Source organism: Actinoplanes regularis, assembly GCF_900188005.1.
Taxonomy (GTDB): Bacteria; Actinomycetota; Actinomycetes; order Mycobacteriales; family Micromonosporaceae; genus Actinoplanes; species Actinoplanes regularis.
In genome coordinates, this window is record NZ_FZNR01000005.1 from 394,895 (window position 1) to 418,092 (window position 23,198).

The following is a 23,198-nucleotide window of genomic DNA, read 5'->3' on the forward strand; positions in this document are numbered from 1 at the left end:
GGTCCTTTCACGACGAGACGAGGTCGAGTGCGGCGAGGTAACCGAAGGTCAGGGCCGGGCCGAGGGTCGCGCCCGCCCCGGCGTAGCTACGGCCCATCACCGCGGCGCTGACGTTCCCGGCCGCGTACAGACCGGGGATGACCGTGCCGTCCGGGCGCAGCACCCGGGCCCGTTCGTCGGTGCGCAGCCCGCCCTTGGTGCCCAGGTCGCCGGGGACCATCCGGAACGCGTAGAACGGCGGCCGGGCCACCGCGCCCAGGCACGGGTTGGGTCGCTGCCGCGGGTCGCCGTAGTAGCGGTCGTACGCCGAGTCGCCGCGGCCGAAGTCGTCGTCGTGGCCCCGCACCGCGAACTCGTTGAACCGTCGGACGGTGCCCTGGAGTGCTTCGGCGGGCACACCGATCCGCTCGGCCAGTTCGTCGAGGGTGTCCGTCCGGTGCGCGATCCCGGCCGCGAACCACCGGCGCGGCAGCGGGGCGCGCGGGCCCCGCCCCGCGAACAGGTAACGGTCCCGGTAGGTCTGGTCTGCGACAAGCCAGGCCGGCAGCCGTACCCCGGGGGCGAGCATCGCGTGCACGGCGTCCACGTAGGGCGCGGCCTCGTTGACGAAGCGCCGCCCGCTGCTGTCGACGAGCAGGCAGCCGGGCTGGTTGCGCTCGGCGAGACAGAAGTACGGCCCGCTGGTGAGCGGGATCGACGGCCCCCACCACGCCTCGTCCATCAGGTCGAGTGCGGCGCCGAGCCGCTCGCCGGCCTCGATGCCGTCGCCGGTGTTGCCGGCCGCGCCGACCGTCCACTCCACGCCGAGGTCCTGATATTTCCGCCGCATCGGCTCGTTGTGCTCGAAGCCGCCGCTGGCCAGCAGCACACCCCGGCGGGCGCGGAAGGTCAGTTCGCCCGCGTGCACCCCGGTGACCCGGCCGTCCTCGACGAGCAGGTCGGTCATCGGCGTGCCGAGCCGGACCGGGACGCCGGCGGTGCGCAGGCCGGCGCGCAGCCCGGCGGCGAGCGCCTGGCCCATGGTCAGCGTCCGCCGCCGCGACAGCCGGGCGGTCAGGCCACGCAGGGCGAGCCGGGCCGCGGTGCGGATCGCCCGCGGATGCCGGGTGCCCAGCGACAGCCACCGGTAGTCGACCTGGGTGACCGCGACGCCGTCGGGTGCTTTCCGGTACGGCTCGGCGAGCGTCGCCAGATCCGGCCCGACCCGCCGGGTGTCCAGCGGTCGCGGCTCGATGCTGCGCCCGCTCGCACGGCCGCCGGGTGCCTCGGGGTAGTAGTCCGGATAGCCGGGGACCCAGGCGAAGTCGAGCGGGGTGTGCGCCCGCACGAACGCCAGCATCCGCGGCGCGGCGTCCAGGAAGGCGTGTTGCCGGGCCGGCGCGACCTGTGGCCCGGCGACGTGGGCGAGGTAGGCCCGCGCGTCCTCGGCGCTGTCGGTCGCGCCGGCCCGCCGCAGCACCTCGTTGCCCGGCAGCCACAGGCCGCCGCCGGAACGGGCGGTAGAACCGCCATACGTTTCGGCCTTCTCCAGAACGATCGCGCTCAGCCCGTGGTGCGCCGCGGCAAGTGCTGCCACCAGCCCGGCACCGCCACTGCCGACCACGACCAGATCGAATGCGTCTTCCGTGACAGTCACTAGAACAGGTTATAGTTATCGGGCATCGAGCACCACTGATCGGAGGTTCCGTGACCGGGTCCTGGGAGGAGACGGCCGACGTCGTGGTGGTCGGCTTCGGCGCGGCCGGGGCGTGCGCCGCCGTCGAGGCCGCCGAAGCGGGCGCCCGCGTGCTCGTACTCGACCGGTTCGGCGGAGGTGGGGCCACCGCGATCTCCGGCGGGGTCGTCTACGCCGGCGGCGGTACCCGGCAGCAGCGGGCGGCCGGGGTCACCGACACACCGCGGGAGATGGCCGACTACCTGCGCGAGGAGGTCGGTGACACGGTCTCGGCCGGGACCCTGCGGCGGTTCTGCGAGCAGAGCGCCGCGATGATCGACTGGCTGGCCGGGCTCGGCGTGCCGTTCGACGCGCGGTCCTGTCCCTACAAGACGTCGTACCCGACCAACCGGCACTACCTGTACTTCTCCGGCAGCGAGCTCGCGTTCGGTCAGTCGGCGCCACGCGGCCACCGGGTACTGGCCCGAGGCACCTCCGGGCGGACGCTCTACACCCGGCTCGCCGCCGCCGCGCGCGACCGTGGCGCGGTGGTGCTCACACAGACCCGAGCTGAGCGGCTGCTCGCCGATGCCGACGGGCGGGTCACCGGGGTGGAGTGCCGGACCCTGCGCGACGCGCCCGGCTGGGCCCGGCTCGGCCACCGCGTGCTGCACCGCTGGTCGGTCAAGCCCGGCCTCTACCTGCCGGGACTGGGCCGCGCACTGCACCGGCGGGTCGCCTGGCTGGAACGGCGCTACGGGCGTCCGCTGCGGGTCTCGGCCGGCAGCGGGACCGTCCTGTGCGCGGGCGGGTTCGTGTTCGACCGCGAGATGATGCGCGAGCACGCGCCGGAATACCGGGGCGGGCTGCGGCTGGGCACGCCCGGCGACGACGGCTCCGGCATCCGGCTCGGCGTCGCAGCCGGCGCCTCCACCGCCCATCTCGACCGGGTGAGCATCTGGCGGTTCCTGAGCCCGCCCTCGGCCATGCTCGACGGCCTGCTGGTCGACCGGGACGGCAGACGGGTCTGCGACGAGACCCGCTACGGCGCGGCGGTCGGCGAGGCGATCCTGCGGTCACCGGAGGCGCGGGCGTGGCTGCTGCTCGACGCCGCCGTGCTGGCACGGTGCCGCCGCCAGCTGTGGACGCAGACCCTGTGGTTCCAGCGCTGGCAGGTGCTCTGGCTGCTCACTTTCGGCCGGGTCACCGGCGCGACCCTGGAGGCGGTCGCTCGGCGGGCCGGCGTCGACCCCGCCGGGCTGGCCGCCACGGCCGGGGCGGCGACGGGCCCACCACCGTACTCGATGATCGATGTCTCGGTCCGCAACCGGACCGCCGTGCCGGCACCGATGCTCACCCTCGGGGGTCTGCGGGTCGACGAGGAGAGTGGCCGGGTGCTGGGTGTGCCCGGCCTCTACGCCGCCGGGCGCACCGCGGTCGGCATCTGCTCCCGCAGCTACGTGAGCGGGCTGTCGCTGGCCGACTGCGTCTTCTCGGGGCGCCGGGCGGGCCGCAGCGCCGCCGTCGGAGGACCGGGGAGGTCCGCATGCTGACCGAGGCTGACCGTCGCACCATCGCCGACCGGCTGCGCGTCGCCGAGCGCGACCGCAAACCGATCCCTCCGCTGGTACGGGAGCGGCCCGACCTGACCGCCGCCGACGCGTACGCGATCCAGCTCGCCAACATCCGCCGCCGCGACAGCGCGGTCGTGGGCCACAAGGTCGGGCTCTCCTCGGCGGCGATGCAGCAGATGATGGGCGTCGACGAGCCGGACTATGGGCACCTGATGGCCGACATGAGACTGTCCGAGACCGAGCCGGCCGACGCGTCGCGCTACTGCTACCCACGGGTCGAGATCGAGGTGGCCTTCCTGCTCGGCGCCGACCTGCCCGGCGCGGACTGCACCGAGCGGGACGTGCTCGCGGCGACCGAGGCGTTCGCACCGTCGATCGAGCTGATCGACAGCCGGATCGAGGACTGGAACATCAGCCTGGCCGACACGATCGCCGACAACGCCTCGTCGGCCGGGTTCGTCGTCGGCGCCGGCCGGGTGCCGCCGGACGGGATCGACATCCGCGGGATCGAGGCGGTGCTCCTCGAGGACGGCGAGCCGGTGGCGCGGGGGCGTTCCGACGCCGTACTCGGCAACCCGGTGACCGCGGTGGCCTGGCTCGCCCGCACGGTCGCCGGCTTCGGGGTCCGGCTGCGCGCCGGTCACCTGATACTGCCCGGAGCCTGTGCCCGTGCGGTCGACGTGCACCCGGGCTCCTCGTTCCACGCGGTGTTCACCGGCCTCGGTGACGTGCGGCTGTCCTTCGCAGGGAGTGAGTCATGACCCGGTTGACCGCGGCGATCGTCGGGTCCGGCAACATCGGCACCGACCTGCTGTACAAGCTGCTGCGCTCGGACGCGATCGAGCCGCTCTGGATGGTCGGCATCGACCCGGACAGCCCCGGGCTGCGGCGCGCCGCCGACCTCGGCCTCGCCGCCAGCGCGAAGGGCGCCGACTGGCTGCTCGCCCAGGACCCGCTGCCCGACCTGGTCTTCGAGGCCACCTCGGCGGCCGTGCACAGGGCCTGGGCGCCGCGCTACGCCGAGGCCGGGATCCGCGCGATCGACCTGACCCCGGCGGCCGTCGGACCGCTCGTCGTGCCCGAGGTCAACCTGCGCGAACATCTCGGCGCGCCGAACCTCAACCTGATCACCTGCGGCGGGCAGGCGACCATTCCCATGGTGTACGCGGTATCCCGGTGCACGCCGGTCGGTTACGCCGAGATCGTCGCCACCGTGGCCTCCCGCTCGGCCGGGCCGGGCACCCGGGCCAACATCGACGAGTTCACCCGTACGACCGGGCGCGCTCTCTCGCTCGTCGGCGGCGCGGCCAGGGGCAAGGCGATCGTCGTGCTCAACCCGGCCGACCCGCCGCTGGTCATGCGGGACACCGTGTTCTGCGCGATCGGCCCCGACGCCGACCCCGCCGCGATCGGCGACTCGATCGTCGAGATGGTCGCGGCGGTGGCCCGATACGTCCCGGGCTACCGGCTGCTCAGCGAACCGCAGTTCGACGACGGACGGGTCGCGATCTTCCTGGAGATCGCCGGGGCCGGGGACTTCCTTCCGCCGTACGCCGGAAATCTGGACATCATGACCGCGGCCGCGGCCCGGGTGGGGGAGGAGCTGGCCACATGAGCGAGCTTGCGAGTGAATCGGTTGGCTCAGTTTTCAGCTCATGGCGACGCCGGAGCGCAGCGGAGGTGGCGCTATGAGCAAGCTTGCGAGTGAATCGGTTGGCTCAGTCGTCAGGGCACGGCGACGCCGGAGCGCAGCGGAGGTGGCGCCGTGACCAGCGATATCAGGATCACCGATTCCACGCTGCGGGACGGCTCGCACGCCAAACGTCACCAGTTCACCGTCGCGGAGGTCACGGCGGTCGTCGCCGCCCTGGACGCGGCCGGCGTGCCGGTGATCGAGGTGACCCACGGCGACGGCCTGGGCGGGTCGTCGTTCACCTACGGCGTCTCGCGGACCCCGGAACAGGAGCTGATCAGGGCGGCCGTCGCGACCGCCTCCCGGGCGAAGATCGCGTTCCTGATGCTGCCCGGGATCGGGCTCTTCGACGACATCCGCGAGGCCGCCGCCAACGGCGCCACGGTCTGCCGGATCGCCAGCCACTGCACCGAGGCCGACATCACCGAGCAGCACTTCGGACTCGCCCGCGAGCTCGGGCTGGAGACCGTCGGCTTCCTGATGATGGCCCACTCCCAGCCGCCCGAGGTGCTCGCCGCGCAGGCCCGGATCATGGCCGACGCCGGCTGCCAGTGCGTCTACGTCGTCGACTCGGCCGGCGCGCTCGTGCTCGACCAGGTCAGCGACCGGGTCGCGGCGCTGGTGGCCGAGCTCGGTGACGACGCCCAGGTCGGCTTCCACGGCCACGAGAACCTGGGCCTCGGGGTGGCCAACTCGGTCCTCGCCGTGCGGGCCGGGGCCAGGCAGATCGACGGCAGCACCCGGCGGTTCGGCGCCGGGGCCGGGAACACGCCGGTGGAGGCGTTCGTCGGGGTCTGCGACAAGCTCGGCATCCGTACCGGCGTGGACTTCTTCGCCATTGTCGACGCGGCCGAGGACGTCGTACGCCCGGTCATGCCGGACGAGTGCAAACTCGACCGCCTCGCCCTGATCATGGGTTATGCCGGGGTGTACTCCAGCTTCCTGACCCATGCCTTCACGCTCGCCCAGCGGTATCAGGTCTCCGGTGCCGAGATCCTGGTGCGGGCGGGGGAGCGGCGCCTGGTCGGCGGCCAGGAGGATCAGTTGATCGACATCGCGATCCAGCTCGGTCGCACGGGTCAGCCGTCGTAGGCGGCCTCCTGGACCGCGAACACGTTGCGGTGGCCCATCGGTTCCTGCAGCGACCAGAGCAGGTCCGGCCGGGTGCCGTTGTCCCAGTAGCTGATGCTCTCGCCGCCGGTCACCCAGTTGTACGCGGAGGGAGCCCTGGCCGGGGTCCAGTAGTACAGCTTCTTGTCGCCGGAGGAGTTGAACCACCAGCGGTGGTCGTGTGCGGCGACGCCGTTCAGTCTGCGCCAGGGCAGCCGCAGTGCCTCGGTCGCCGTGGTGCCGGCCGCGAAGGTGGTGAGGTTCGGGTCGAACGGGAAGCGGACGGCTCGGGGCGCCCGGTTCGGGTAGCGGGTGCATCCGGACGTGCAGGTGTACTCGGCCATCACGATCGACGGGTCCGCCCGGTCCAACGAGATCGTCGACCAGACCAGTGCCGTGCCCGAGGTGGTGGCGGCCGTGATCGTGCCGACCTGCGGCAGCACGTAGGCGTAGTTGTGGGCGTAGTAGGTGGTGTCGTTCTGCCGGCCGATCTGGTCGGCGGTACCGGCGGTGCTGGTCTTGAGGATCCTCGTCATGTCGAACACCCGCATCCCACGGACGGTGTCGGCGACGTAGAGGTGATCGCCGTACCAGGAGACGCCGCCCGCGTGGATCGGGATGTCCGTGAAGTTCGGTACGGAGGCCGTTCCGGTCGGCTCGACCAGCAGGATCTTGCGGTACCTCTTCGGGTGGGTCGCGTCCCAGTCGACCAGCGTGATGCGACTGCGGGAGGTACTGCCGCCGCAGCCGCGCATGGTGTACCAGCTGACCAGGATCAACTGGTGCCCGTCGTATCTTCCGCCGTTCGGGCTGCCGACGGCGTCCCGGCTGGTGGTGATGCCCTGCGGGAAGCTCGTGCAGCTGTTGCGGTCCTCGTCGTCGAACCGGAACCCGGTGCTGTAGCCGGGCAGGTTCAGCGAGTCGGTGATCGCCCAGCGGCTGTGGTTGGCGTTCTCCATCACGTCGGACACCGTGGCCGTGCCCAGCCTCGCGGCCAGTGCCGTGTTGAGCGCGCTGAACTGGTCGTAGTCGGCGGTGAGCGTGAACTGCCCGGCCGGCAGCGAGGTCGGTGCCGCGGCCGCGAGCGCCGGCCTGCCGGCGACCATCGCGGCGGAGACGCAGAGCATCAAGGCCGTCGTAGCCCGCAGCAGTCGTGCATGGATGGACATGCGTGGCCCTCGTGATCTGGATCGATATCGGGCAGCTGCGGATACCCGCCTCATGACCATTCAACCTGCCCAGGCGGCGGCATGCTGGTGAAAAGGTGAATTTGGTTCTATTGAAGGATATTCCGGTTGATTAGGTCCGAGATGCTTGGATCTAATGGCAAGACGTCGCCGTCGGCCCGGGTCCACAGCCACTGCCGTAGGCTTCCAAATTCCGAAGTGATCATCTCGAACGAGCGCGGGAACCTCGACCCGAACTCGTCGTGGCCGCTTCGGCATGGACCCGCGAGCAACCCCGATCCATCCGGCTGATGCCGTCTCCCCGACAGCCTGGAGAGAACGTGACTGAACAACCTGAGGACCAGCAGTTGTGGGCCGCGCTGGTCGCAGCCGAACAGGAACGTGCGCATCGCCGCGCCGAGTTCTACCAGCACGCCAAATCCCGTACCGGCATCATCGCTCAGGCATTGAATGGAAGCCGGTGGGATCAGGGCGTCGCCCTCGAGTTTCTAGCGGTGCTACCCGAAGACGTGCCGGCGGTGCTCGACCGCCTGATTGAACTGTCGCTGTCGCACGGATGGGCGTTGGCCGCCCGTCAAGCCATCGCGCCCGCCTGGCGAACTGGGCGCCTCGGCGAACTTCCCCAGAAGGTGATGGCGCTACTCGATCACGCCGATGAGGATGAGTATCGACGTCTCGCGGAACTGCTGGATCACATCCAAGCCCGCGATGTCTTACGGGAACTTGTGAATCGCGCCAAGACCAGCGCCGATCCCGACATTCGAGAAGTTGCTGAGGACTTCGCCGAGCCGAACAGGTGACCGGACGTCATGCCGCGGATCCTCGCACAGCGACGCCCATCTCCACCTCGAAATGGGTGGGCCCCGGCCTTCACGCGTTGCCGCACGTCAGGGCGAGAAGCCGTCATCCTCGAGGCGGAAGGCGATGGTGAAGCGCCCTCGATAGCCCGGGAAACTGCGGTGCGCCGGCCGACCTCTGTCACTAAGGTCGCGCCATGGAGATCCGTGATGTGATGCCTGCCGAAGAGCTGGCTGCCGAGGAGGTCGTCTCGGCGGCATTCGGCGAGCCACGGGACGGGCGCGTTGTGCAGATGATGCGGGCTCTGCAGACCAGCGGAGCAGCTCGGGCGAGCTTGGTCGCTGTTGTCGACGAGGAGCTGGTCGGGCACGTTGGTCTCGCACGCGGCTGGGTGGACGCTCGACGCGAGCTGGTCGAGGTGGTGGTGCTCTCCCCGCTGTCGGTACGTCCCGACCTCCAGCGCCACGGCGTCGGCACCGCGTTGGTCGCGGCGGCGCTGCGGACCGCCGGAGATCGTGGCGCGCCAGCCGTTTTCCTCGAGGGCAGCCCGGACTACTACGGACGCCGCGGGTTCAGCTCCGCCTCCGCTCTTGGGTTCGACCGGCCCTCGACGCGCATCCCGGACCCGGGGTTCCAGGTGGCGCTTCTTCCGTCGTACCAGCCGTGGATGGTCGGCCGGCTGATCTATCCCGAGGCGTTCTGGGCCACTGACACGGTCGGTCTGCGTGACCCCGATCTGGAGCGGGTGGAAGCGCAGGTCGCGTCGGGGCGTACGGGCGGATGAGCGCTGGTGGTCATCGACAGCGGCGGAGCGATCAGCTCGTACGCCGCGTGCCCGGCTAATGGCAGAGCAGAAGCAGCTTGAAGCCTACACAGCAGGAGGCGGCTACAGCGGTCACGAGGGCGAGGAGGGCACGGGCGACGATCGGGCCCGCCTTGCGGCCGTTCCAGGTGACCGGGAGCAACTGTTCCACGACGACCGCGAGCAGCCAGGCGAGCAGCAGCAGGTGGTAGAGCAGATCCCAGCCGTCGTCGTCGAACGCGGTGCCGTTGCCGTTGCCGCCGTAGTTCGAGCAGCCGCGTACGTCGGTGGCCGGCTGGAGTGCCACGGTCAGCACCGTGAGCAGGCCGCCGCCCACGAGTAGCGCCCAGAAGCCGGCCAGCGGGGATCGGGGCTTCGACAGCCCGGAGCGTTCGCCTTCGAAGAAAAAGATCGTCGTCTCCCTGGATCGCGTGCCGGAGCCGTCAATGACAGCACTCCGGCCCGTGATGATCAAGTTAGGGCTGTGGATGTACGCCTCGCGAACACGGCGGCCCCGCGAAGGCAGCGGGACCGCCGTGCGCCGGCTCAGTTCATCGTCGCGCCGATGGTGCTGCTACCCGTCGTCAGGAACGTCGTGGCAGGCAGCGTGCCGCTGGAGCTGCGAGCGTTGTAACAGCTCGTCGCGTCCGTCGAGAGGAACGCCGGAGTGCTGATGCCGCTGTCCCAGTTGTTGCCGGCCGAGGTGACCGAGGAGCCCTTGTTCACCAGCCCGCTGCCGTTGCCGACGGCCAGGTTCTTGCCGAACTTCGCCGAACTGGTCGCGAAGTAGTAGCCCCAGCTGCCGTTGGCGTAGGCGGTCGTGCGGTTGATGACGATCGCGCCCTTGTTGGAGTTCTCGGTGAAGCCGTTGCCTGTGTTGTCCCACGCCGCCGAGTTGTTCACGACGTGCGCCACGGTCTCGCCGTCACCGCCGAGCTTGTAGCCGTTGCCGTCGCCGGCGAACGCGGAGTCGCTCCAGCGGTTCTTGCCGTTGCCGAAGGACCAGGTGTGCTCGATGGTGACGGGCGAGGAGAAGGACCACAGGTCGATGCCGTCGTCGGAGTTGTTGTAGATGCGGGCGCCGGTGACCAGGTTCCCGGTGCCGGAGCCGTACTTGACGGCGATGCCGTCGGCGTTCTCGCCGTGCTCGGCGGCGTCGTAGTTGCCGTACGAGTCGATGTTCTTGACGGTGTTGTTCACCGTGCCGTCGCCGGTGAGGGTGAAGCCGGAGTCGCCGCCGTTGATGGTCTTGATGTTGTTCCAGTTGGTGCCGGTGCAGGACTGGCAGACGACCGCGCTGTCCGGTGAGTTCTGGAAGGTGATGTTGGAGACGTTCCAGTAGTCGGCGGTCAGTTTGAAGATCCAGGAGCCGCTGGGAAGGCTGGTGCCGCTGATCTTGACGGTCTCCGAGCCGTACGCGGTGAGCGTGATCGGCGAGCCGGAGGTGCCGTTGGCCGTCGACTGCAGGGTGGCCGTCGGGTAGTAGGTGCCGCCGCGGACCTGGATGACCGTACCGGCGGTGGCGTTCTTGATGGCGCTGGTCAGGTCGGTCACGTTGCTGACGACGACCGTCGCGGCGAACGCCGGGGCGGAGACCAGGCCGAGCGCGGCCGCGGCGACGGTCGTTGCGGCGAGGACGTTCCGGATGGAGCTCATGGCGCGACTTCCTTTCGAAAGGGGGATGGCCACGTCGTTGGGGGACGACGACGGCCGACGCGTCATGAGATCGAAACATGCAGGTCTCTAAATTGAAAGCTTACAACTGGTCGTCCGGAACGACGGATGGCAACTCGGGGAAGTAGTCGCGAAGCATGGCGATCAGCCCGTCGCGCAGACGGAAGATCTGCACGAGGGACATTGTCGTCCGGCGCCCGTCGCCTTCGACGAAGGCGGCATCGATCTCGGCGATGAACACGTCAGGATCCGCGGTGTCGTGCAGGACGAAGGCGGACCGTTCCGGGTCCACGGTCCCCTGGTAGTGAAACTGCTGGTGGTACGCACTGATGCCGTCCCGGATCGCGGCACGGCCCACCAGGCGCCGATGCAGCGGATGACCGTCGGGAGCAAGCGGCGCGTCGAACACGCCGTCCTCGGTGAACAGTGCGGCGATCGCGTCCGGGTCCCGGGTGACCGCGCCGGCGTACACATAACGCTGGAAGATTTCCCTGTGAGTCAGGTCCACTCTCCAGTCTAACTTCCACCGTCGGATTCTGAATTCTGCCCGTCGCTCAGTAATAGGTGATCGATACGTTCTCGCTGCGGGCTACGGACTGGCAGGCCAGCACGTAACCCTCGGCGAAGTCCTCCTCCTCGAGGATCTCGTTGTTCAGCATCTCGACCTTCCCGCTGAGCAGCCGGCAGGCGCAGGCGCCGCAGTGCCCCTGCCGGCAGGAGAACGGCGGGTTCAGCCCGGCCTCGATCACCACGTCGAGCATCCGCTTGCCCGCCGTCCACGGCAGCCGGTGGGTCTGCCCGTCCAGCTCCACCTCCAGGGTGGCGTCCATCGTCGTCACCTGTTCCAGCTCGAAGCGCTCGACCCGCACGCGGTCCTCCGGTACCCCAGCTTGCCGTAGAGCCTCGCGGGCCACCGCGACGAAAGGCTCGGGGCCGCAGACGTACGGTGTTCCGGCGCGCGCCTCCACGACGAGAGCGGCCAGCGCGGCCGGGTCGGGGGCGCCGCGCTCGCTGTCGAGCCAGTGTGTGACGGTCAGCCGGTCGCCGTGGCGCCGGACGAGCTCGGCCAGCTCGGCGGCGAAGATGATCGAGGGTGTGTCCCGGTTCGCGTACACCAGGGTGAGCCGTCCGTTCCCGTCGGCGAGCACCGATTTGATGATGGCCATCATGGGCGTGATGCCGCTGCCGCCGGCGAGCAGCAGCAGGTCGTCGTCGAGCGAGCCGGGGGTGAACTCGCCGGCCGGTGGCAGCAGCTCCAGCTCGTCACCGGTCCGGACGTGGTCGCAGATCCAGTTCGACGCGTGTCCGTCCCGTACCCGCTTGATGGTGATCTTCAGATCGATATCGGTGTGCGGAGAACTGGAGAGCGAGTAGCAGCGGGCGACGCTCCCGTCGTCCTGCGGCACCAGGACCGTCAGGTACTGCCCGGGTTGGTAGGCGAACGCCGCCGCGAGCTGCGGCGGCACGGTCAGGACCAGCGAGTGCGCGTCGGCGGTCTCGGCGACGACCTCGGTGACGCGCAGCCGGTGGGACATCAGGGCACTTCCAGGCGTCCGGTGCGCACCGCCTGATCGATGCTGGCGCGCAGGCCGGGGCAGGTGGGCACGAGCGCGCCGAGTTCGGTGACGCACTGGCGGGCGGCCGCGGTGGTCCACTGCACGCTGGTCTGCTGCGGGCTCGACTTGCGGACCAGGACCACGGCGGCGCAGCGCTCGCAGGCCAGCTCCGCGAAGCCGCCGCGCAGGTATTCCTGCCGCTCGCTGAGGGTGTCGGCCCGGGTCATGAGGCGGATCCGGCCTGCTGTTCGAGGTTGGCCTCCACCTCGGCGGTCCAGGTCTCGACGGCCCGGGTGGTGTCGACCTCGAACTCGTAGCGGGCGACCATGTCCTCGGTGACGTCCTCGACGTCCACGTAGAACTGCTCGTACCAGCGGCGCAGCTGGTAGACCGGCCCGTCCTCGGCGCAGAGCAGCGGGTTGTCGATCCGGCTCTTGTGTTTCCAGATCTCGACGTCCTGTTCGAAGCCGATCCCGATGCTCTTGGAGAACTTCACCGCGGCCTTCGCGGCCTGCTCGTTGGTGAGGCCGGGCAGCCGTTTGACGATGACCCCCCACTGCAGCACGAACGAGTCGGCCGAGACCGGGTAGTGGCAGTTGATCAGCACCGATTCGACGTCGATGCCACGGTAGTTGTTGAACAGATAATCGATCATGTACGACGGGCCGTGGTACGCCGCCTCCGAGCGCAGCGTCGCGTCGCCCGACTGTCGCGCGGTGATCGGCACGTCCGGCCGCGGCCGGGTCTGCAGGAACTGCGCCGCCACCTGGCCCTCCAGCACGTTCTTGAAGAACGTCGGGAAGGCGAAGTGGATGTAGAAGAAGTGCGCCATGTCGACGACGTTGTCGATGACCTCGCGGCAGTTGGCGCCGTCGATCCGGATCGAGTCCCAGGTCCAGCTGCTCCACTCGTCGGAGAAGGCGCCCTCGATCCGGGGGATCGTGATCTCCGGCGGGGGTGGGGCGCCCTGCGGATCGTTCCAGACGAACAGCTGCCGGTTCTCCTCCATGGCGTGCCACGAGCGGGTCCGGGCGCGCAGCGGGACCCGGTGCGCGTACGGCACGGCGGCGCAGCGGCCGTCGCCGCGCCAGCGCCAGTCGTGGAACGGGCAGGCGATCTCGTCGCCCTTGATCGTGCCCATCGTCAGGTCGCCGCCCATGTGCCGGCAGTATCCGTCGAGCACGTGCAGGGCGCCCGCCGAGTCGGCGAAGACCACCAGTTTGGTGCCGAAAGCCTCGATCGCGTGCGGCTTGCCGTCCCGGAACGAGTCGGCCAGGCCCAGGCAGTGCCAGCCTCGGGCGAACCTGGTCGGCAAAACCCCGGTGTCGATCGTGCGTGGTGTTCCGCCGTCGGTCATGCTCGCTCCCCGAATCCCGATCGAACGCTTCGGTAGCCCGCTAACTAGAACGTGTTCTAGTATAGGGACCGTTCGGTTCGCCAGCCAAGCCGGTGAGAGGGGATCTCATGGAGGGCGCCGCAGCGGTCGCTTCCGGAGTTCGGGACTTGTTACCCGTTCTACGCGACCGGGCACAGGAGGCGGAGGACCGCCGGACGATCTCCGCCGAGACCATCAAGTCGCTCGCCGCCACGGGCTTCTTCCGGCTGCTGCAGCCGGCCCGGTTCGGCGGCTACGAGGCCCACCCGGTGACCTTCTTCGGCTGCGTACGCGACATCGCCGCCGCCTGCGGGTCCACCGGCTGGGTCGCCTCGGTGATCGGGGTGCACAACTGGCAGATGGCGCTCTTCCCCGACCAGGCCCAGCAGGACGTCTGGGGCGACGACCCGGGCACGCTGATGTCCTCGTCCTACGCCCCGACCGGCCGGATCAAGGCCGTCGACGGGGGATACCGGGTGAGCGGCCGGTGGAGCTTCTCCTCCGGCAGCGACCACGCCACCTGGGTGCTGCTCGGCGGCATCGTGCCCGGCGAGGGCGACACCCCGGCCGACTTCTGCACGTTCCTGCTGCCCGCCGCCGACTACACCATCGAGGACGTCTGGCACACCATCGGGCTGCGCGGCACCGGCAGCAACGACATCGTGGTGGCCGACGCGTTCGTCCCCGCCCACCGGTCGCTCAGCTTCGGTGACACGGCCCGCTGTGTCTGCCCCGGCCAGGAGTTCAACCCGGCCCCGCTCTACCGGATCCCGTACGGATCGATCTTCCCGAACACGATCACCACGCCGATCATCGGCATGGCCACCGGGGCGTACGAGGCGCACGTCACCTACATGCGCGAGCGGGTCCGCGCGGCCTACGCCGGGACCCGCGCCGCCGACGACCCCTACTCGCAGGTGCGCGTCGCCCGGGCCGCCGCCGATGTGGACGCCGCCTGGCTCGCCCTGACCGCCGACATGAACGAGCTGATGTCGCTGGTCACCGCGGGGGAGAGGCTGCCGATGCGGTTGCGCCTGCGGGTGCGCCGCGACCAGGTGCGCGGCACCGAACTCGCGATCCAGGCCGTCGACCGGCTGTTCGAGAACTCGGGCGGCCGGGCGATCTACACCAGCCACCCGATGCAGCGCTACTGGCGGGACGCGCACGCCGGCCGGGTGCATGCGATCAACGACCCCGAGCGGGCCCTGTCCATGTACGGGCGGGGCGAGTTCGGCCTGTCCGTCGCCGACGCGATGGTGTGAGGCCGACATGACTCTCTCCTTCCACCGGGCCGGACCCGCCGGTGCCCGGCCCGTCGTCCTGCTGCACGGCGGCGGCCCGGGCGCGTCCGCCATGAGCAATTTCGGCCGTACGATCCCGGTCTTCGCCAAGCGGTTCGACACCATCGCCGTCGATCAGCCGGGGTACGGCGGGTCGGAGCTCGGTGAGATGACCGGGCAGTACTTCACCCACTCCGCGGACGCGCTCGTGACCCTGCTCGACGAACTGGGCCTCGACCGCGTCGACCTGATCGGCAACTCGCTCGGCGGCGGCACCGCGGTCCGCTTCGCCCTGCGACACCCGTCCAGGGCCGGAAGACTACTGCTGATGGGCCCCGGCGGGCTCAGCCTCAACGTGTTCGCCGCCGACCCCACCGAGGGCGTCAAACGGCTCGGCGCGTTCGGTGCCGGGCCCAGCCGGGAGCGACTGGCCGCCTTCCTGCGCACGCTGGTCTTCGACCCGGCGCTGGTCACCGACGAGCTGATCGACGAGCGGCTCGCCGCCGCCTCGACCCCAACGGCGCTGCGGGCCCTGGGCGCCATGGGCGCCTCGTTCACCGACCCGCGTACGTACGAGGAGGGCCTGCTCTGGCGCGAAGCGCACCGGCTGCGCAACGAGGTGCTGCTGGTGTGGGGCCGCGAGGACCGGGTCAATCCCCTCGACGGCGCGCTGGTCGCGCTCAAGCTGATCCGCCGCTGCCGGCTGCACGTCTTCGGCGGCTGTGGCCACTGGGCACACCTGGAGAAGTTCGACGAGTTCAACCGCTTGGCGTTCGACTTCCTGGAAGGGGACCAGTCGTGAGTCTCATCCGATCCCTCGGCTACCTGCGCGTCGAGGCCACCGACGTCCCCGCCTGGCGGGACTTCGGCGTCAAGGTGCTCGGCATGGTCGAGGGCCGCGGCCCCGACGCCTCCGCCGTCTACCTGCGCATGGACGACCTGCCCGCGCGCATCGTCGTGGTACCCGGCGACCGCGACCGGCTCGCCGCCAGCGGCTGGGAGCTCGCCTCTCCCGTCACGCTCGGCAGGCTGGCGGGAGTCCTGGAGGCGGCCGGCGTCGGTTACAAGCCCGCCGGGGCCGACGAGCTCGCCGACCGGCGGGTGGCCGGGATGATCAGCGTCGACGACCCGTTCGGCAACCGGCTCGAGTTCTTCTGCGGGGCGGCCCTCGACACCCGGCCGGCGATCAGCGCGTACGGGACCAGGTTCGTCACCGGCGAGCAGGGCATGGGCCACGTGGTCCTGCCGGCCTTCGACGACGAAGCGGCGCTGCACTTCTGGACCGAGGTGCTCGGCTTCCGGCTGCGTGACTCGATGCGGCTGATCCCGGAGCACGTCGGCCTGCCGCCCAGCGACAAGCCACTGTGGATGCGCTTCCTCGGCTGCAATCCCCGGCACCACAGCGTCGCCCTCGCCCCGATCCCCGCGCCCACGGGGCTGATCCACCTGATGACCGAGACCGCGACGATCGACGACGTGGGCCGGGCCATCGACCGCTGCGCGAGGAACAAAGCCCCGATGATCTCCACGCTCGGCCGGCACGCCAACGACAACATGATCTCTTTCTACGTACGGACACCAAGCGGTTTCGACATCGAGTACGGCACCGCCGGCCTGACCGTCGACGACGACACCTGGGTGGCCCGGCAGACGACCGCGCACAGCGTGTGGGGCCACCGGTTCGCCGTCGGTGGCGGGCACTGAGGCCGGGGTGACCGTCATCCCGCAGCGGCTGGACACCCGCGAGTTCCGGCGGGTGTTCGGCCACTTCTGCACCGGCGTCACGATCATCACGACGGCGGCCCCGGAAGGTCCGGCCGGCTTCGCGTGCCAGGCCTTCGCCCCGTTGTCGCTGGACCCGCCGCTGGTGCTGTTCTGCCCGCAGGCCGGCTCGCGGACCTGGCAGCGGATCCAGGAGACCGGGCTGTTCTGCGTGAACGTGCTCGCCGAGCATCACGACGAGCTGTCCCGGGCGTTCGGCGGGAACCGGTCGGACAAGTTCGACGGCGTCGCGTGGAGTCCGTCCCCGCTGGGCGTGCCGATCCTGCACGGCGCGCTGACCTGGGCCGAGTGCCGGGTCGAGGCGGTCCATCCGGGCGGGGACCACGCGATCGTGGTGGGGCGGGTGCTGACCCTCGGCGAGTGTCGTGACGGTGGGCCGTTGCTGTTCTTCAAGGGCGGTTACCGGGCGGCCGCCCCGCCCGCCCCGGCCGCCGGCACCGAGGTCGTCGACACCCTCCTCGCCTGGCCCCGCCACGACGACTGGATCTGACTCGCTGTCCCATCGGCCATCTGCCGCTTGTATAGGTAGTTGAGCTACATATATAGTTGATGAATGCGACAGGTGACGTACTTCATCCTGGCCGCTCTGCAGAGTGGTCCGAGACATGGTTACGCGATCATCAAACAGGCCGACGAGCTCTCCCAGGGGCGCGTGCGGCTGGCGACCGGCACCCTCTACACCGCCCTCGACCGGCTGACCGGCGAAGGGCTGGTGCAGGTCGTGAACGAAGAGGTGGTGAACGGTCGGGCGCGGCGCTACTACGACCTCACGCCGGCCGGCCGGGCCGCCCTGCACGCCGAGGCCGTCCACCTGGCCGCCGCCGCCCGGGTGGTCACCGACCGGATGTCCACCGCCGTCCGGCCCGCGGCGGGCCTCACATGAGCGAGCTTGCGAGCGAATCGGTTGGCTCGGTCATGAACTCAGGTCGACGCCGGAGCGCAGTGGAGGTGGCGGCATGAGCGCCCAGGTCGAGCGCCGGTACACGCGTCTGCTTCGCCTCTACCCGGCCGCCTACCGCCGTGAGCGCGGTTCCGAGCTGCTGGACACGCTGCTGGAAGTGGCCGCCGATCAGGGCCGGAGCCGCCCGTCGGCGCGCGAGACCGGTGCGCTGGTCCTGGGCGCGTTGCGTGCCCACGCGGGCCACGGCCGCCGCCGAGGTGCTCGGCAGAGCTGGCTGGCCGCCTCCCGAGTCGCCGCGCTGATGCTGATCGCCTATGCGCTGGCCGACGCGATCGCTCAGATCGGCCACCACACCGTGTTCCGGGCGTCGTTCCCGTACCTGATGGCGGGGATCGTGGTGCTGAGCGCCGGCGCCCTCGTCGCGGTGCTGCGCCATCGCTATGCGATAGCGGTCGCCGCGTCCGTGGCGGCGTTCCTGTTGTCGGTCGGCATGTGGCCGCTCGTCAGGCCCAGCGACGGTACGTTCTGGTTGCTCCCGCTCGCGACGGTGGCGCTCCTGCCGCTGCTGCGGCACCGGTGCGAGCCGAGTGCCGGCCTGCTCCGCTATCTCCCGCTGGCGCCGTTGCTCCTGGTCGGCGTGGACGCGGGCAGGAGCGTGCCGCTACTCGCCGGCCTCGCGGACGTCCTCGGGCCCGTGGTCGTGCTCGGCATCGGCGGCGTCGGGCTGCTCTGGCTTGCCGTCGACGAGCGGGTGACCATGGCGATCGGACTGTTCGCCGTCAACGTGCTGCTGATCCAGGTGTCCTTCGAGATGGAGGGCGGCTTCGGTGCCTCGGCCCGATCGACCCCGGTGATCGCGGCCCTGCAGATCGGGGTCGCCGCGGTCGCGCCCGCGCTCCTCTTGGGCGCGGCCACCCTGACCGCCCGCTTCCATTCCCGCCTCTGACCCGGTTCTCCTCCACCCTGCGCTGCACCAATACCCCAGGTCCACCAGTTCGGCTGTCTCGTGGGCCGAGAACGGTTGATCGACATCGGTTGATAAAAGGGCAGATCGGTGCAATCCTGTTTCGGGAGCGCTCCCAATCCCCGTAAAGCCGAAGAAGGAGGACACACCGTGCCCCCACGCGCGTCCGATCAATCCGGCAGACCCTCCCGCTCAGCCGCACACCGGCCGGTCCAGGTGCTCATCGTCGTGCTCGCCACGCTCGCCGGCATGCTGCCCTGGACCGGCACCGCCCAGGCCCACGGCACCATCATCAACCCCGCCTCCCGCGCCTACCAGTGCTGGAAGACCTGGGGAAACCAGCACACCAATCCCGCCATGCAGCAGCAGGACCCGATGTGCTGGCAGGCCTTCCAGGCCAACCCGGACACCATGTGGAACTGGATGAGCGCCCTGCGCGACGGTCTCGCCGGCCAGTTCCAGGCCCGCACCCCCGACGGGCAGCTGTGCAGCAACGGCCTCACCAGGAACGACAGCCTGAACCAGCTGGGCGCCTGGAAACAGACGACCGTGAGCCGCAACCTCACCGTGCAGCTGTACGACCAGGCCAGCCACGGCGCCGACTACTTCCGTGTCTACGTCAGCAAGCAGGGATTCAACCCGGCCACACAGCGCCTCGGCTGGGGCAACCTCGACTTCATCACGCAGACCGGTAAGTACGCCCCGGCACAGAACATCTCCTTCAACATCTCGACCTCCGGATACACCGGACACCACATCCTGTTCGTGATCTGGCAGGCCTCGCACCAGGACCAGACCTACATGTGGTGCAGCGACGTGAACTTCGCCTGACCACAACGACCGGCCCGGGACGTCAGCCGGCGTCCCGGGCCGTGGGCCTCCAGCGTCCCGACCCGAGGTGAATCGATCATGATTGCTCTCCGAAAGCTCCGGCAGCGTGACCGCAGCCGGTACATCTGGGCGGCGGCGGTCCTGCTGGCCGGGACCCTCGGCGTGGCCGCACTGGCCGACTCGGACCGCTCGCGGGCGGAGCCGGCCGATCTGCAGGCCCAGATCGTCACCCGCATGCGCGCCACGCTCGAACAGTCCGGCCCGGAAACACACAACCACGCCGGCCACGGAACCCAGCAGGCCACAGCCGGAGGAGCGGCGAAGCCGGCGGTGATCTGCGGAATCCGCCTCTACGGATACGAGCCGACCGGCGCCTCCCGGCTCGCCGAGATCCGGACGGTCTACGGCTTTCACCTGTGCGGGGTCGCCGAGCCGAAACAACCCTGGGACGTGGCGGTCAAGCTGGCCGGCCCGGTGATCCTGGACCTCTCCACCGACCCGGTGGGCATTCAAGTCGTCGAGGCGACCGCCGAGGTCAAATACGTCGACCGGCTGCGCCAGATGTTCCCGGACAAGTACGCGCAACTGGCACTCAAAGAGGCCCTGACCGAGACGGAGATGGCCGACCTGCACCGCCGATACGCCACCGCCGCCGATCAGTGACAGCGGCGACCAACGCGGGCCGTTTGTAACTCCGGTTGATGTCGGCCAGGACCGGGCTCAGGTCCGTCAGCGTCATCGCTGGCTACCTCCCTCCCTGGAAGCACACCATCATGTGCTGTCCACAGCCGGCACAAGCGACATACGTATCCATCCGAGGCTGTTGCACTTCGGGCAGTACAAGGGCGACCTTGGTTCGTGGCCGTCCGGCCATGGCAAGAGCGTTCCCTGCGAGATCGTCACCCTGCCCCGGCCACGGCACAGGTCGCAGGTGGCCGCGAGCTGTGGCCTTGCGGGCTTCAAGTGGGCGAGTTCCGGATACTGCTCAGCGGCTCGGGCGAGCGCGAAGTCGCGCTCGGCTGGGCCGGCCGGTCGTAGCGGGCCGTCCTCCTCGTCGTTCATGACGACGTCGCCTACCGGGGTCAGATACATGACGGGTCCCCAGTTGTTGAACAGGGGGAGGTGCCCGGGGCGGGCCCAGCCGCTACGCCAGTCGGGTGCTTGTGCTGTCTCCTCGATCAGCCGATCGATCAGTTCAGCGTTCGTCATGTGACCTCCCGGGGCGCAGGATATGAAGCAGCCGCCAGCGTGCCGGCGCGGTCTCGCGCGGGAATGGCACGGGGCTTGGCTTGAGCCTGGCCACAGAGCTCCATCGGTCGTACCGGAGATGGATCTTGAATTTGTTGTCGGTCCTGGTGGGCAGGGTGTTGGGTCAAGGCTGGGTCAGTGCGCTGATCAGGTCTTCCGGTGGTGTGGTGGTGGGGCGGTCGGAGACCTGGCCGTCGCCGAGTTCGACGATGCGCCAGGCGCCGTCGCTGCGGCGGGTTAGATCGATTGTGACGAATGACAGGTTGAGGGTGGCGACGGCGGGGCGTAGCGGGGTGAGGTCGAGGTCCTGCGGAAGCGGTTCGTGTGGGGTGTCCGGGTGTGCGGTGACCAGCCGGCAGGTGCCGTTGACCCACCAGGTGCGGACCTCGGGTCCGACGAACGGCTCGTAACGGCGGAGCACGAAGCCGCCGGTCAGGTCATCGCCGCGGAGTTCGAGCATTCGCTGGGCGACGGCCCAGGCCCCGGCCGCGTCGGTGAGGTCCGGGATGTAGGTGGCCTCGTGCCAGTAGTGCTTCATCGACTTGCTGTAGTCGCGGACTACGGCCGGACCTGATCCCAGGGCGGAGCGGGCAGCGTCAAAATCCGTTCGATCGGTTCCGGTGGTCCAGGTCGAGGCGGGGGTGAAGTCGGACAAGGCGGCGTACCAGCCGGGGAGTTCGTGAGCGCGGCGGTACCGCTCGGCGTCGGTGTAGAGGCGGATGTCTCGGGTCGCCAGTGCGGTGGCCAGGCCCGCGTATGCGCGGCTGGACAGCATCCAACCGCGGTAGAGCGCGACCTCGCCGCCGGGCGCTCGCGTTACCGAGCCGGCGAGCGTGCCGGTTGCGGCGAGGGCATCGTGGTCGACCAGGGCCACCGACCAGCCCAGCGCGCGGGCCGCCTGCTCCTCGGCCGCGAAGTGCTCGTCGACGCGACGGGGGTGCAACACGTCCGCGGGGAGCAACAGGATCATGGGGCGAATTCTCGCCGCTCACTCCGACCTGGTCATACGATTTTCCTCGGCCCGGGAAACGGGTCGGTCGCCGCACCGTCCACCGGGTCCCGCGAAGCCGCCGTTCCCGAGCCCGGCCGGGCGCGGGGCAGGCGCAGCACGAACCGGCCGCCGTGTGGAACGACGTCTTCGTACCAGACCTGGCCCCGGTTCGCCTCGGCGAGCAGCTTGGACAGGTACAACCCGAAGCCGACGCCGGTCCTCGCTCCGCCGGACCGTTCGGCCTGGGCGAAGCGGTCGAACAGGTGCGCGACGAAGTCCGGCGGTACCCCGTTGCCCTCGTCGCTGACGGTGAACAGGACTCCGTCGCCGGTGTCGTCGACGTCGGCCGACACGTGGATCTCGCCGGGGCTGTACTTGACCGCGTTCGTGACGAAGTTGGTCAGCACCTCGTGGGTGTGTATCGGGTCGGCCCAGACAGCCGTGCCGGGTGGGCCGTAGGTGGCGGTGACCCGCGTACGGGCCTGCCTGCTCAGGTTGTCCATGACGTGGTTCAGCGCCTGCTCGACCGGCAGAGCGGCAGGATTGGCATGGATCTCGCCCGGCTCGGCGTGACAGAGCGCGAGCAGTTGCGCCGCCATGTCGAGCAGTTGGTTGACCCGTCTGCCCAGGCCCTGGGCCGCGGCGCGGCGTTCGTCGTCGGTGAGGGTGTCCCACTCGTGAGTCAGCTCCTCGGTGCAGGCCGAGATCACGGCCAGGGGCTGGTTGATCTCGTGGGAGAGAGTGGCGATGACGTCGCTTTTCCAGGTGCCCGCGGCTTCCAGGTCGAGATTGACCACGGTGAGCCGCTCGGCCCGGCGGCTCAGTTCGCGGTGTGCCCGATCGAGATCGTCGTGGGCTGCCGAGAGCCGGCGGTAGAGATTCGCGGTCTCGGAGAGCAGAGCCAGCAGCACCACCCAGGCGGAGATCAGCAGAGCAATCCGTGCCGCATACCAGCCGATCGTGAACCGGTACGGAGCGGCCAGGTACAGGATCGTGGTGGCCAGCGACGAACTCATCGCCACCACCACCCACCGCTCCACCGGCGGCCGGTGGCGCAGCCCCCTGATCACCGTCAGCAGGCTGGCCGCCGTGGCCAGCAGTGCCGCACATCCCATCCATCGAGCTGCCGGGGTCTGCATGCCTCCGCTCTGCCAGAACGGGGGCAACCTGTCGGCGGCACCGACGATGATGCCGGTCACCGCGATCACCAGCGTGATCACCGCGACGGTCGCGACCGCCGCGGCGGTCCGCCGCCGCTTCCGGGCTCGCGCGATCAACCGGGCCGGCAGCGCCGCGACAACCCAGTGCTGCACCGCCACCATGACCGGAAACCCGGTGAAAACCGCGAAGAACAGCCACGGTACGCACACTTCGGTCCAGGTCGTGCCAGTGGTTGAACGCTGTCCCCGGTTGAAGGCGAAGACGTAAGGCACCATGGTCACGCTGGCGTAGAGGTAGGCCGACGACAGACCCAGCGTCGCCGGCCGGCCACCGGCGAGGAACTGTTGCAGCAGCAGATGCGCGGTCAGCAGATCAGCCACCGCGATGAGGATGAAGAACGCGATTATCAGGCTCAGATGAATGGTCAGGCGGAAGTCGGCGATCGGCACGATGACCAGGGCCGTGGCGAGGATCGCGACCGAGTACACCCACACGTTCCGGTTCACCGGTGTGTCGTCTGGCCACCCCGCCGCGCTCGCCTGTTCCACGAGCATAAACCCCCAAACCGTCACAGACTCCTCAGCAAAGGCTACCCGTCGAGCGGGGGGTTTCGCGGT

25 protein-coding genes are annotated in these 23,198 nt (G+C 69.8%); 14 read left to right on the top strand and 11 right to left on the bottom strand.

Annotated features, from left to right (window positions below; genetic code table 11):
- Window positions 1–7 precede the first annotated feature (7 nt).
- Complete coding sequence (kstD, locus tag CHC09_RS16895; RefSeq protein WP_089294044.1) at window positions 8–1,636, bottom strand: 3-oxosteroid 1-dehydrogenase; 1,629 nt, start codon at window positions 1,634–1,636, stop codon at window positions 8–10.
- 50 nt (window positions 1,637–1,686) lie between these two features.
- On the opposite strand from kstD, the gene CHC09_RS16900 reads away from it, so the two are divergent.
- The 4 genes from CHC09_RS16900 to dmpG all read left to right on the top strand — a co-directional run bounded on the left by CHC09_RS16900 (window position 1,687) and on the right by dmpG (window position 6,013).
- Window positions 1,687–3,207, top strand: a complete 1,521-nt coding sequence (locus tag CHC09_RS16900; RefSeq protein ID WP_089294045.1) for an FAD-binding protein — start codon at window positions 1,687–1,689, stop codon at window positions 3,205–3,207.
- Window positions 3,201–3,989: a 2-keto-4-pentenoate hydratase gene (locus CHC09_RS16905; protein WP_089294046.1), complete on the top strand. Its 789-nt coding sequence runs from the start codon at window positions 3,201–3,203 to the stop codon at window positions 3,987–3,989. The genes CHC09_RS16900 and CHC09_RS16905 overlap by 7 nt, the downstream gene beginning before the upstream one ends.
- Window positions 3,986–4,843 carry an acetaldehyde dehydrogenase (acetylating) gene (locus tag CHC09_RS16910; RefSeq protein WP_089294047.1) on the top strand — a complete coding sequence of 286 codons (858 nt, stop codon included), beginning with the start codon at window positions 3,986–3,988 and terminating at the stop codon, window positions 4,841–4,843. The genes CHC09_RS16905 and CHC09_RS16910 overlap by 4 nt, the downstream gene beginning before the upstream one ends.
- Before the next feature lie 150 nt (window positions 4,844–4,993).
- Window positions 4,994–6,013, top strand: coding sequence for a 4-hydroxy-2-oxovalerate aldolase (gene dmpG / locus CHC09_RS16915; protein WP_089294048.1), 1,020 nt, complete (start codon window positions 4,994–4,996; stop codon window positions 6,011–6,013).
- Here dmpG and CHC09_RS16920 read toward each other — a convergent pair.
- Entirely contained in the window at window positions 6,001–7,200 is a 1,200-nt protein-coding gene (locus CHC09_RS16920; RefSeq protein WP_089294049.1) for a hypothetical protein, read from the bottom strand. The two genes, dmpG and CHC09_RS16920, sit on opposite strands and share 13 nt — an antisense overlap.
- A gap of 338 nt (window positions 7,201–7,538) precedes the next feature.
- Between CHC09_RS16920 and CHC09_RS16925 the strand changes: the two genes are divergently transcribed.
- Both CHC09_RS16925 and CHC09_RS16930 read left to right on the top strand, forming a co-directional pair.
- Window positions 7,539–8,018 carry a hypothetical protein gene (locus tag CHC09_RS16925; RefSeq protein WP_089294050.1) on the top strand — a complete coding sequence of 160 codons (480 nt, stop codon included), beginning with the start codon at window positions 7,539–7,541 and terminating at the stop codon, window positions 8,016–8,018.
- Between the two features lie 194 nt (window positions 8,019–8,212).
- Window positions 8,213–8,800, top strand: coding sequence for a GNAT family N-acetyltransferase (locus CHC09_RS16930; RefSeq protein ID WP_203833093.1), 588 nt, complete (start codon window positions 8,213–8,215; stop codon window positions 8,798–8,800).
- A 55-nt stretch (window positions 8,801–8,855) separates the two neighbouring features.
- Here the strand turns inward: CHC09_RS16930 and CHC09_RS16935 are convergent, their stop codons facing one another.
- The 6 genes from CHC09_RS16935 to CHC09_RS16960 form a co-directional block, all read right to left on the bottom strand.
- Entirely contained in the window at window positions 8,856–9,125 is a 270-nt protein-coding gene (locus tag CHC09_RS16935; RefSeq protein ID WP_239138254.1) for a hypothetical protein, read from the bottom strand.
- Window positions 9,126–9,364: 239 nt separating this feature from the next.
- Window positions 9,365–10,474, bottom strand: a complete 1,110-nt coding sequence (locus tag CHC09_RS16940) for a right-handed parallel beta-helix repeat-containing protein (RefSeq protein WP_089294051.1) — start codon at window positions 10,472–10,474, stop codon at window positions 9,365–9,367.
- A 100-nt stretch (window positions 10,475–10,574) separates the two neighbouring features.
- Window positions 10,575–11,000, bottom strand: coding sequence for a nuclear transport factor 2 family protein (locus CHC09_RS16945; RefSeq protein WP_089294052.1), 426 nt, complete (start codon window positions 10,998–11,000; stop codon window positions 10,575–10,577).
- Window positions 11,001–11,046: 46 nt separating this feature from the next.
- Complete coding sequence (locus tag CHC09_RS16950) at window positions 11,047–12,027, bottom strand: ferredoxin--NADP reductase (RefSeq protein WP_089294053.1); 981 nt, start codon at window positions 12,025–12,027, stop codon at window positions 11,047–11,049.
- Window positions 12,027–12,275 carry a hypothetical protein gene (locus CHC09_RS16955; RefSeq protein WP_089294054.1) on the bottom strand — a complete coding sequence of 83 codons (249 nt, stop codon included), beginning with the start codon at window positions 12,273–12,275 and terminating at the stop codon, window positions 12,027–12,029. Before CHC09_RS16955 ends, CHC09_RS16950 begins: the two co-directional genes overlap by 1 nt.
- Window positions 12,272–13,405 (bottom strand): 3-ketosteroid-9-alpha-monooxygenase, oxygenase component, encoded by a 1,134-nt coding sequence (locus CHC09_RS16960; protein WP_089294055.1) that lies wholly within the window; start codon window positions 13,403–13,405, stop codon window positions 12,272–12,274. Before CHC09_RS16960 ends, CHC09_RS16955 begins: the two co-directional genes overlap by 4 nt.
- A gap of 107 nt (window positions 13,406–13,512) precedes the next feature.
- Here CHC09_RS16960 and hsaA point away from each other — a divergent pair, with 107 nt between their 5' ends.
- From hsaA to CHC09_RS17000, 8 genes are all read left to right on the top strand, one after another.
- A complete protein-coding gene (gene hsaA / locus CHC09_RS16965) occupies window positions 13,513–14,685 on the top strand; it encodes a 3-hydroxy-9,10-secoandrosta-1,3,5(10)-triene-9,17-dione monooxygenase oxygenase subunit (protein WP_089294056.1) in 1,173 nt (390 codons plus the stop codon).
- A 7-nt stretch (window positions 14,686–14,692) separates the two neighbouring features.
- On the top strand, window positions 14,693–15,505 hold the full coding sequence (gene hsaD, locus CHC09_RS16970) for a 4,5:9,10-diseco-3-hydroxy-5,9,17-trioxoandrosta-1(10),2-diene-4-oate hydrolase (protein WP_089294057.1): 813 nt from the start codon (window positions 14,693–14,695) through the stop codon (window positions 15,503–15,505).
- Window positions 15,502–16,407: an iron-dependent extradiol dioxygenase HsaC gene (gene hsaC, locus CHC09_RS16975; protein ID WP_089294058.1), complete on the top strand. Its 906-nt coding sequence runs from the start codon at window positions 15,502–15,504 to the stop codon at window positions 16,405–16,407. The genes hsaD and hsaC overlap by 4 nt, the downstream gene beginning before the upstream one ends.
- Before the next feature lie 16 nt (window positions 16,408–16,423).
- Window positions 16,424–16,975, top strand: a complete 552-nt coding sequence (hsaB, locus tag CHC09_RS16980; RefSeq protein WP_239138272.1) for a 3-hydroxy-9,10-secoandrosta-1,3,5(10)-triene-9,17-dione monooxygenase reductase subunit — start codon at window positions 16,424–16,426, stop codon at window positions 16,973–16,975.
- Between the two features lie 63 nt (window positions 16,976–17,038).
- Window positions 17,039–17,368 carry a PadR family transcriptional regulator gene (locus tag CHC09_RS16985; protein ID WP_089294059.1) on the top strand — a complete coding sequence of 110 codons (330 nt, stop codon included), beginning with the start codon at window positions 17,039–17,041 and terminating at the stop codon, window positions 17,366–17,368.
- Window positions 17,369–17,441: 73 nt separating this feature from the next.
- Window positions 17,442–18,332, top strand: coding sequence for a hypothetical protein (locus tag CHC09_RS16990; protein ID WP_089294060.1), 891 nt, complete (start codon window positions 17,442–17,444; stop codon window positions 18,330–18,332).
- Between the two features lie 168 nt (window positions 18,333–18,500).
- Window positions 18,501–19,181 carry a lytic polysaccharide monooxygenase auxiliary activity family 9 protein gene (locus tag CHC09_RS16995; protein ID WP_089294061.1) on the top strand — a complete coding sequence of 227 codons (681 nt, stop codon included), beginning with the start codon at window positions 18,501–18,503 and terminating at the stop codon, window positions 19,179–19,181.
- Window positions 19,182–19,259: 78 nt separating this feature from the next.
- Window positions 19,260–19,844 (top strand): hypothetical protein, encoded by a 585-nt coding sequence (locus CHC09_RS17000; RefSeq protein ID WP_089294062.1) that lies wholly within the window; start codon window positions 19,260–19,262, stop codon window positions 19,842–19,844.
- A 108-nt stretch (window positions 19,845–19,952) separates the two neighbouring features.
- Here the strand turns inward: CHC09_RS17000 and CHC09_RS45215 are convergent, their stop codons facing one another.
- From CHC09_RS45215 to CHC09_RS17010, 3 genes are all read right to left on the bottom strand, one after another.
- Entirely contained in the window at window positions 19,953–20,390 is a 438-nt protein-coding gene (locus CHC09_RS45215) for a DnaJ-like cysteine-rich domain-containing protein (RefSeq protein ID WP_143232382.1), read from the bottom strand.
- Between the two features lie 163 nt (window positions 20,391–20,553).
- Window positions 20,554–21,399 (bottom strand): ATP-grasp domain-containing protein, encoded by an 846-nt coding sequence (locus tag CHC09_RS17005; RefSeq protein ID WP_089294063.1) that lies wholly within the window; start codon window positions 21,397–21,399, stop codon window positions 20,554–20,556.
- Between the two features lie 32 nt (window positions 21,400–21,431).
- Window positions 21,432–23,087 (bottom strand): sensor histidine kinase, encoded by a 1,656-nt coding sequence (locus tag CHC09_RS17010; RefSeq protein ID WP_179277142.1) that lies wholly within the window; start codon window positions 23,085–23,087, stop codon window positions 21,432–21,434.
- Window positions 23,088–23,198: the final 111 nt, after the last annotated feature.

What these genes read in the sequence shown, in the direction of transcription:
- CHC09_RS16905 (WP_089294046.1), top strand. Translation starts at nt 3,201, where the DNA reads ATGCTGACCGAGGCTGACCGTCGCACCATCGCCGACCGGCTGCGCGTC.
- CHC09_RS16910 (WP_089294047.1), top strand. Translation starts at nt 3,986, where the DNA reads ATGACCCGGTTGACCGCGGCGATCGTCGGGTCCGGCAACATCGGCACC.
- CHC09_RS16920 (WP_089294049.1), bottom strand. Translation starts at nt 7,200, where the DNA reads ATGTCCATCCATGCACGACTGCTGCGGGCTACGACGGCCTTGATGCTC.
- CHC09_RS16930 (WP_203833093.1), top strand. Translation starts at nt 8,213, where the DNA reads ATGGAGATCCGTGATGTGATGCCTGCCGAAGAGCTGGCTGCCGAGGAG.
- CHC09_RS16940 (WP_089294051.1), bottom strand. Translation starts at nt 10,474, where the DNA reads ATGAGCTCCATCCGGAACGTCCTCGCCGCAACGACCGTCGCCGCGGCC.
- CHC09_RS16950 (WP_089294053.1), bottom strand. Translation starts at nt 12,027, where the DNA reads ATGTCCCACCGGCTGCGCGTCACCGAGGTCGTCGCCGAGACCGCCGAC.
- CHC09_RS16955 (WP_089294054.1), bottom strand. Translation starts at nt 12,275, where the DNA reads ATGACCCGGGCCGACACCCTCAGCGAGCGGCAGGAATACCTGCGCGGC.
- CHC09_RS16960 (WP_089294055.1), bottom strand. Translation starts at nt 13,405, where the DNA reads ATGACCGACGGCGGAACACCACGCACGATCGACACCGGGGTTTTGCCG.
- hsaA (WP_089294056.1), top strand. Translation starts at nt 13,513, where the DNA reads ATGGAGGGCGCCGCAGCGGTCGCTTCCGGAGTTCGGGACTTGTTACCC.
- hsaD (WP_089294057.1), top strand. Translation starts at nt 14,693, where the DNA reads ATGACTCTCTCCTTCCACCGGGCCGGACCCGCCGGTGCCCGGCCCGTC.
- CHC09_RS16985 (WP_089294059.1), top strand. Translation starts at nt 17,039, where the DNA reads ATGCGACAGGTGACGTACTTCATCCTGGCCGCTCTGCAGAGTGGTCCG.
- CHC09_RS16990 (WP_089294060.1), top strand. Translation starts at nt 17,442, where the DNA reads ATGAGCGCCCAGGTCGAGCGCCGGTACACGCGTCTGCTTCGCCTCTAC.
- CHC09_RS17000 (WP_089294062.1), top strand. Translation starts at nt 19,260, where the DNA reads ATGATTGCTCTCCGAAAGCTCCGGCAGCGTGACCGCAGCCGGTACATC.
- CHC09_RS45215 (WP_143232382.1), bottom strand. Translation starts at nt 20,390, where the DNA reads ATGACGAACGCTGAACTGATCGATCGGCTGATCGAGGAGACAGCACAA.
- CHC09_RS17005 (WP_089294063.1), bottom strand. Translation starts at nt 21,399, where the DNA reads ATGATCCTGTTGCTCCCCGCGGACGTGTTGCACCCCCGTCGCGTCGAC.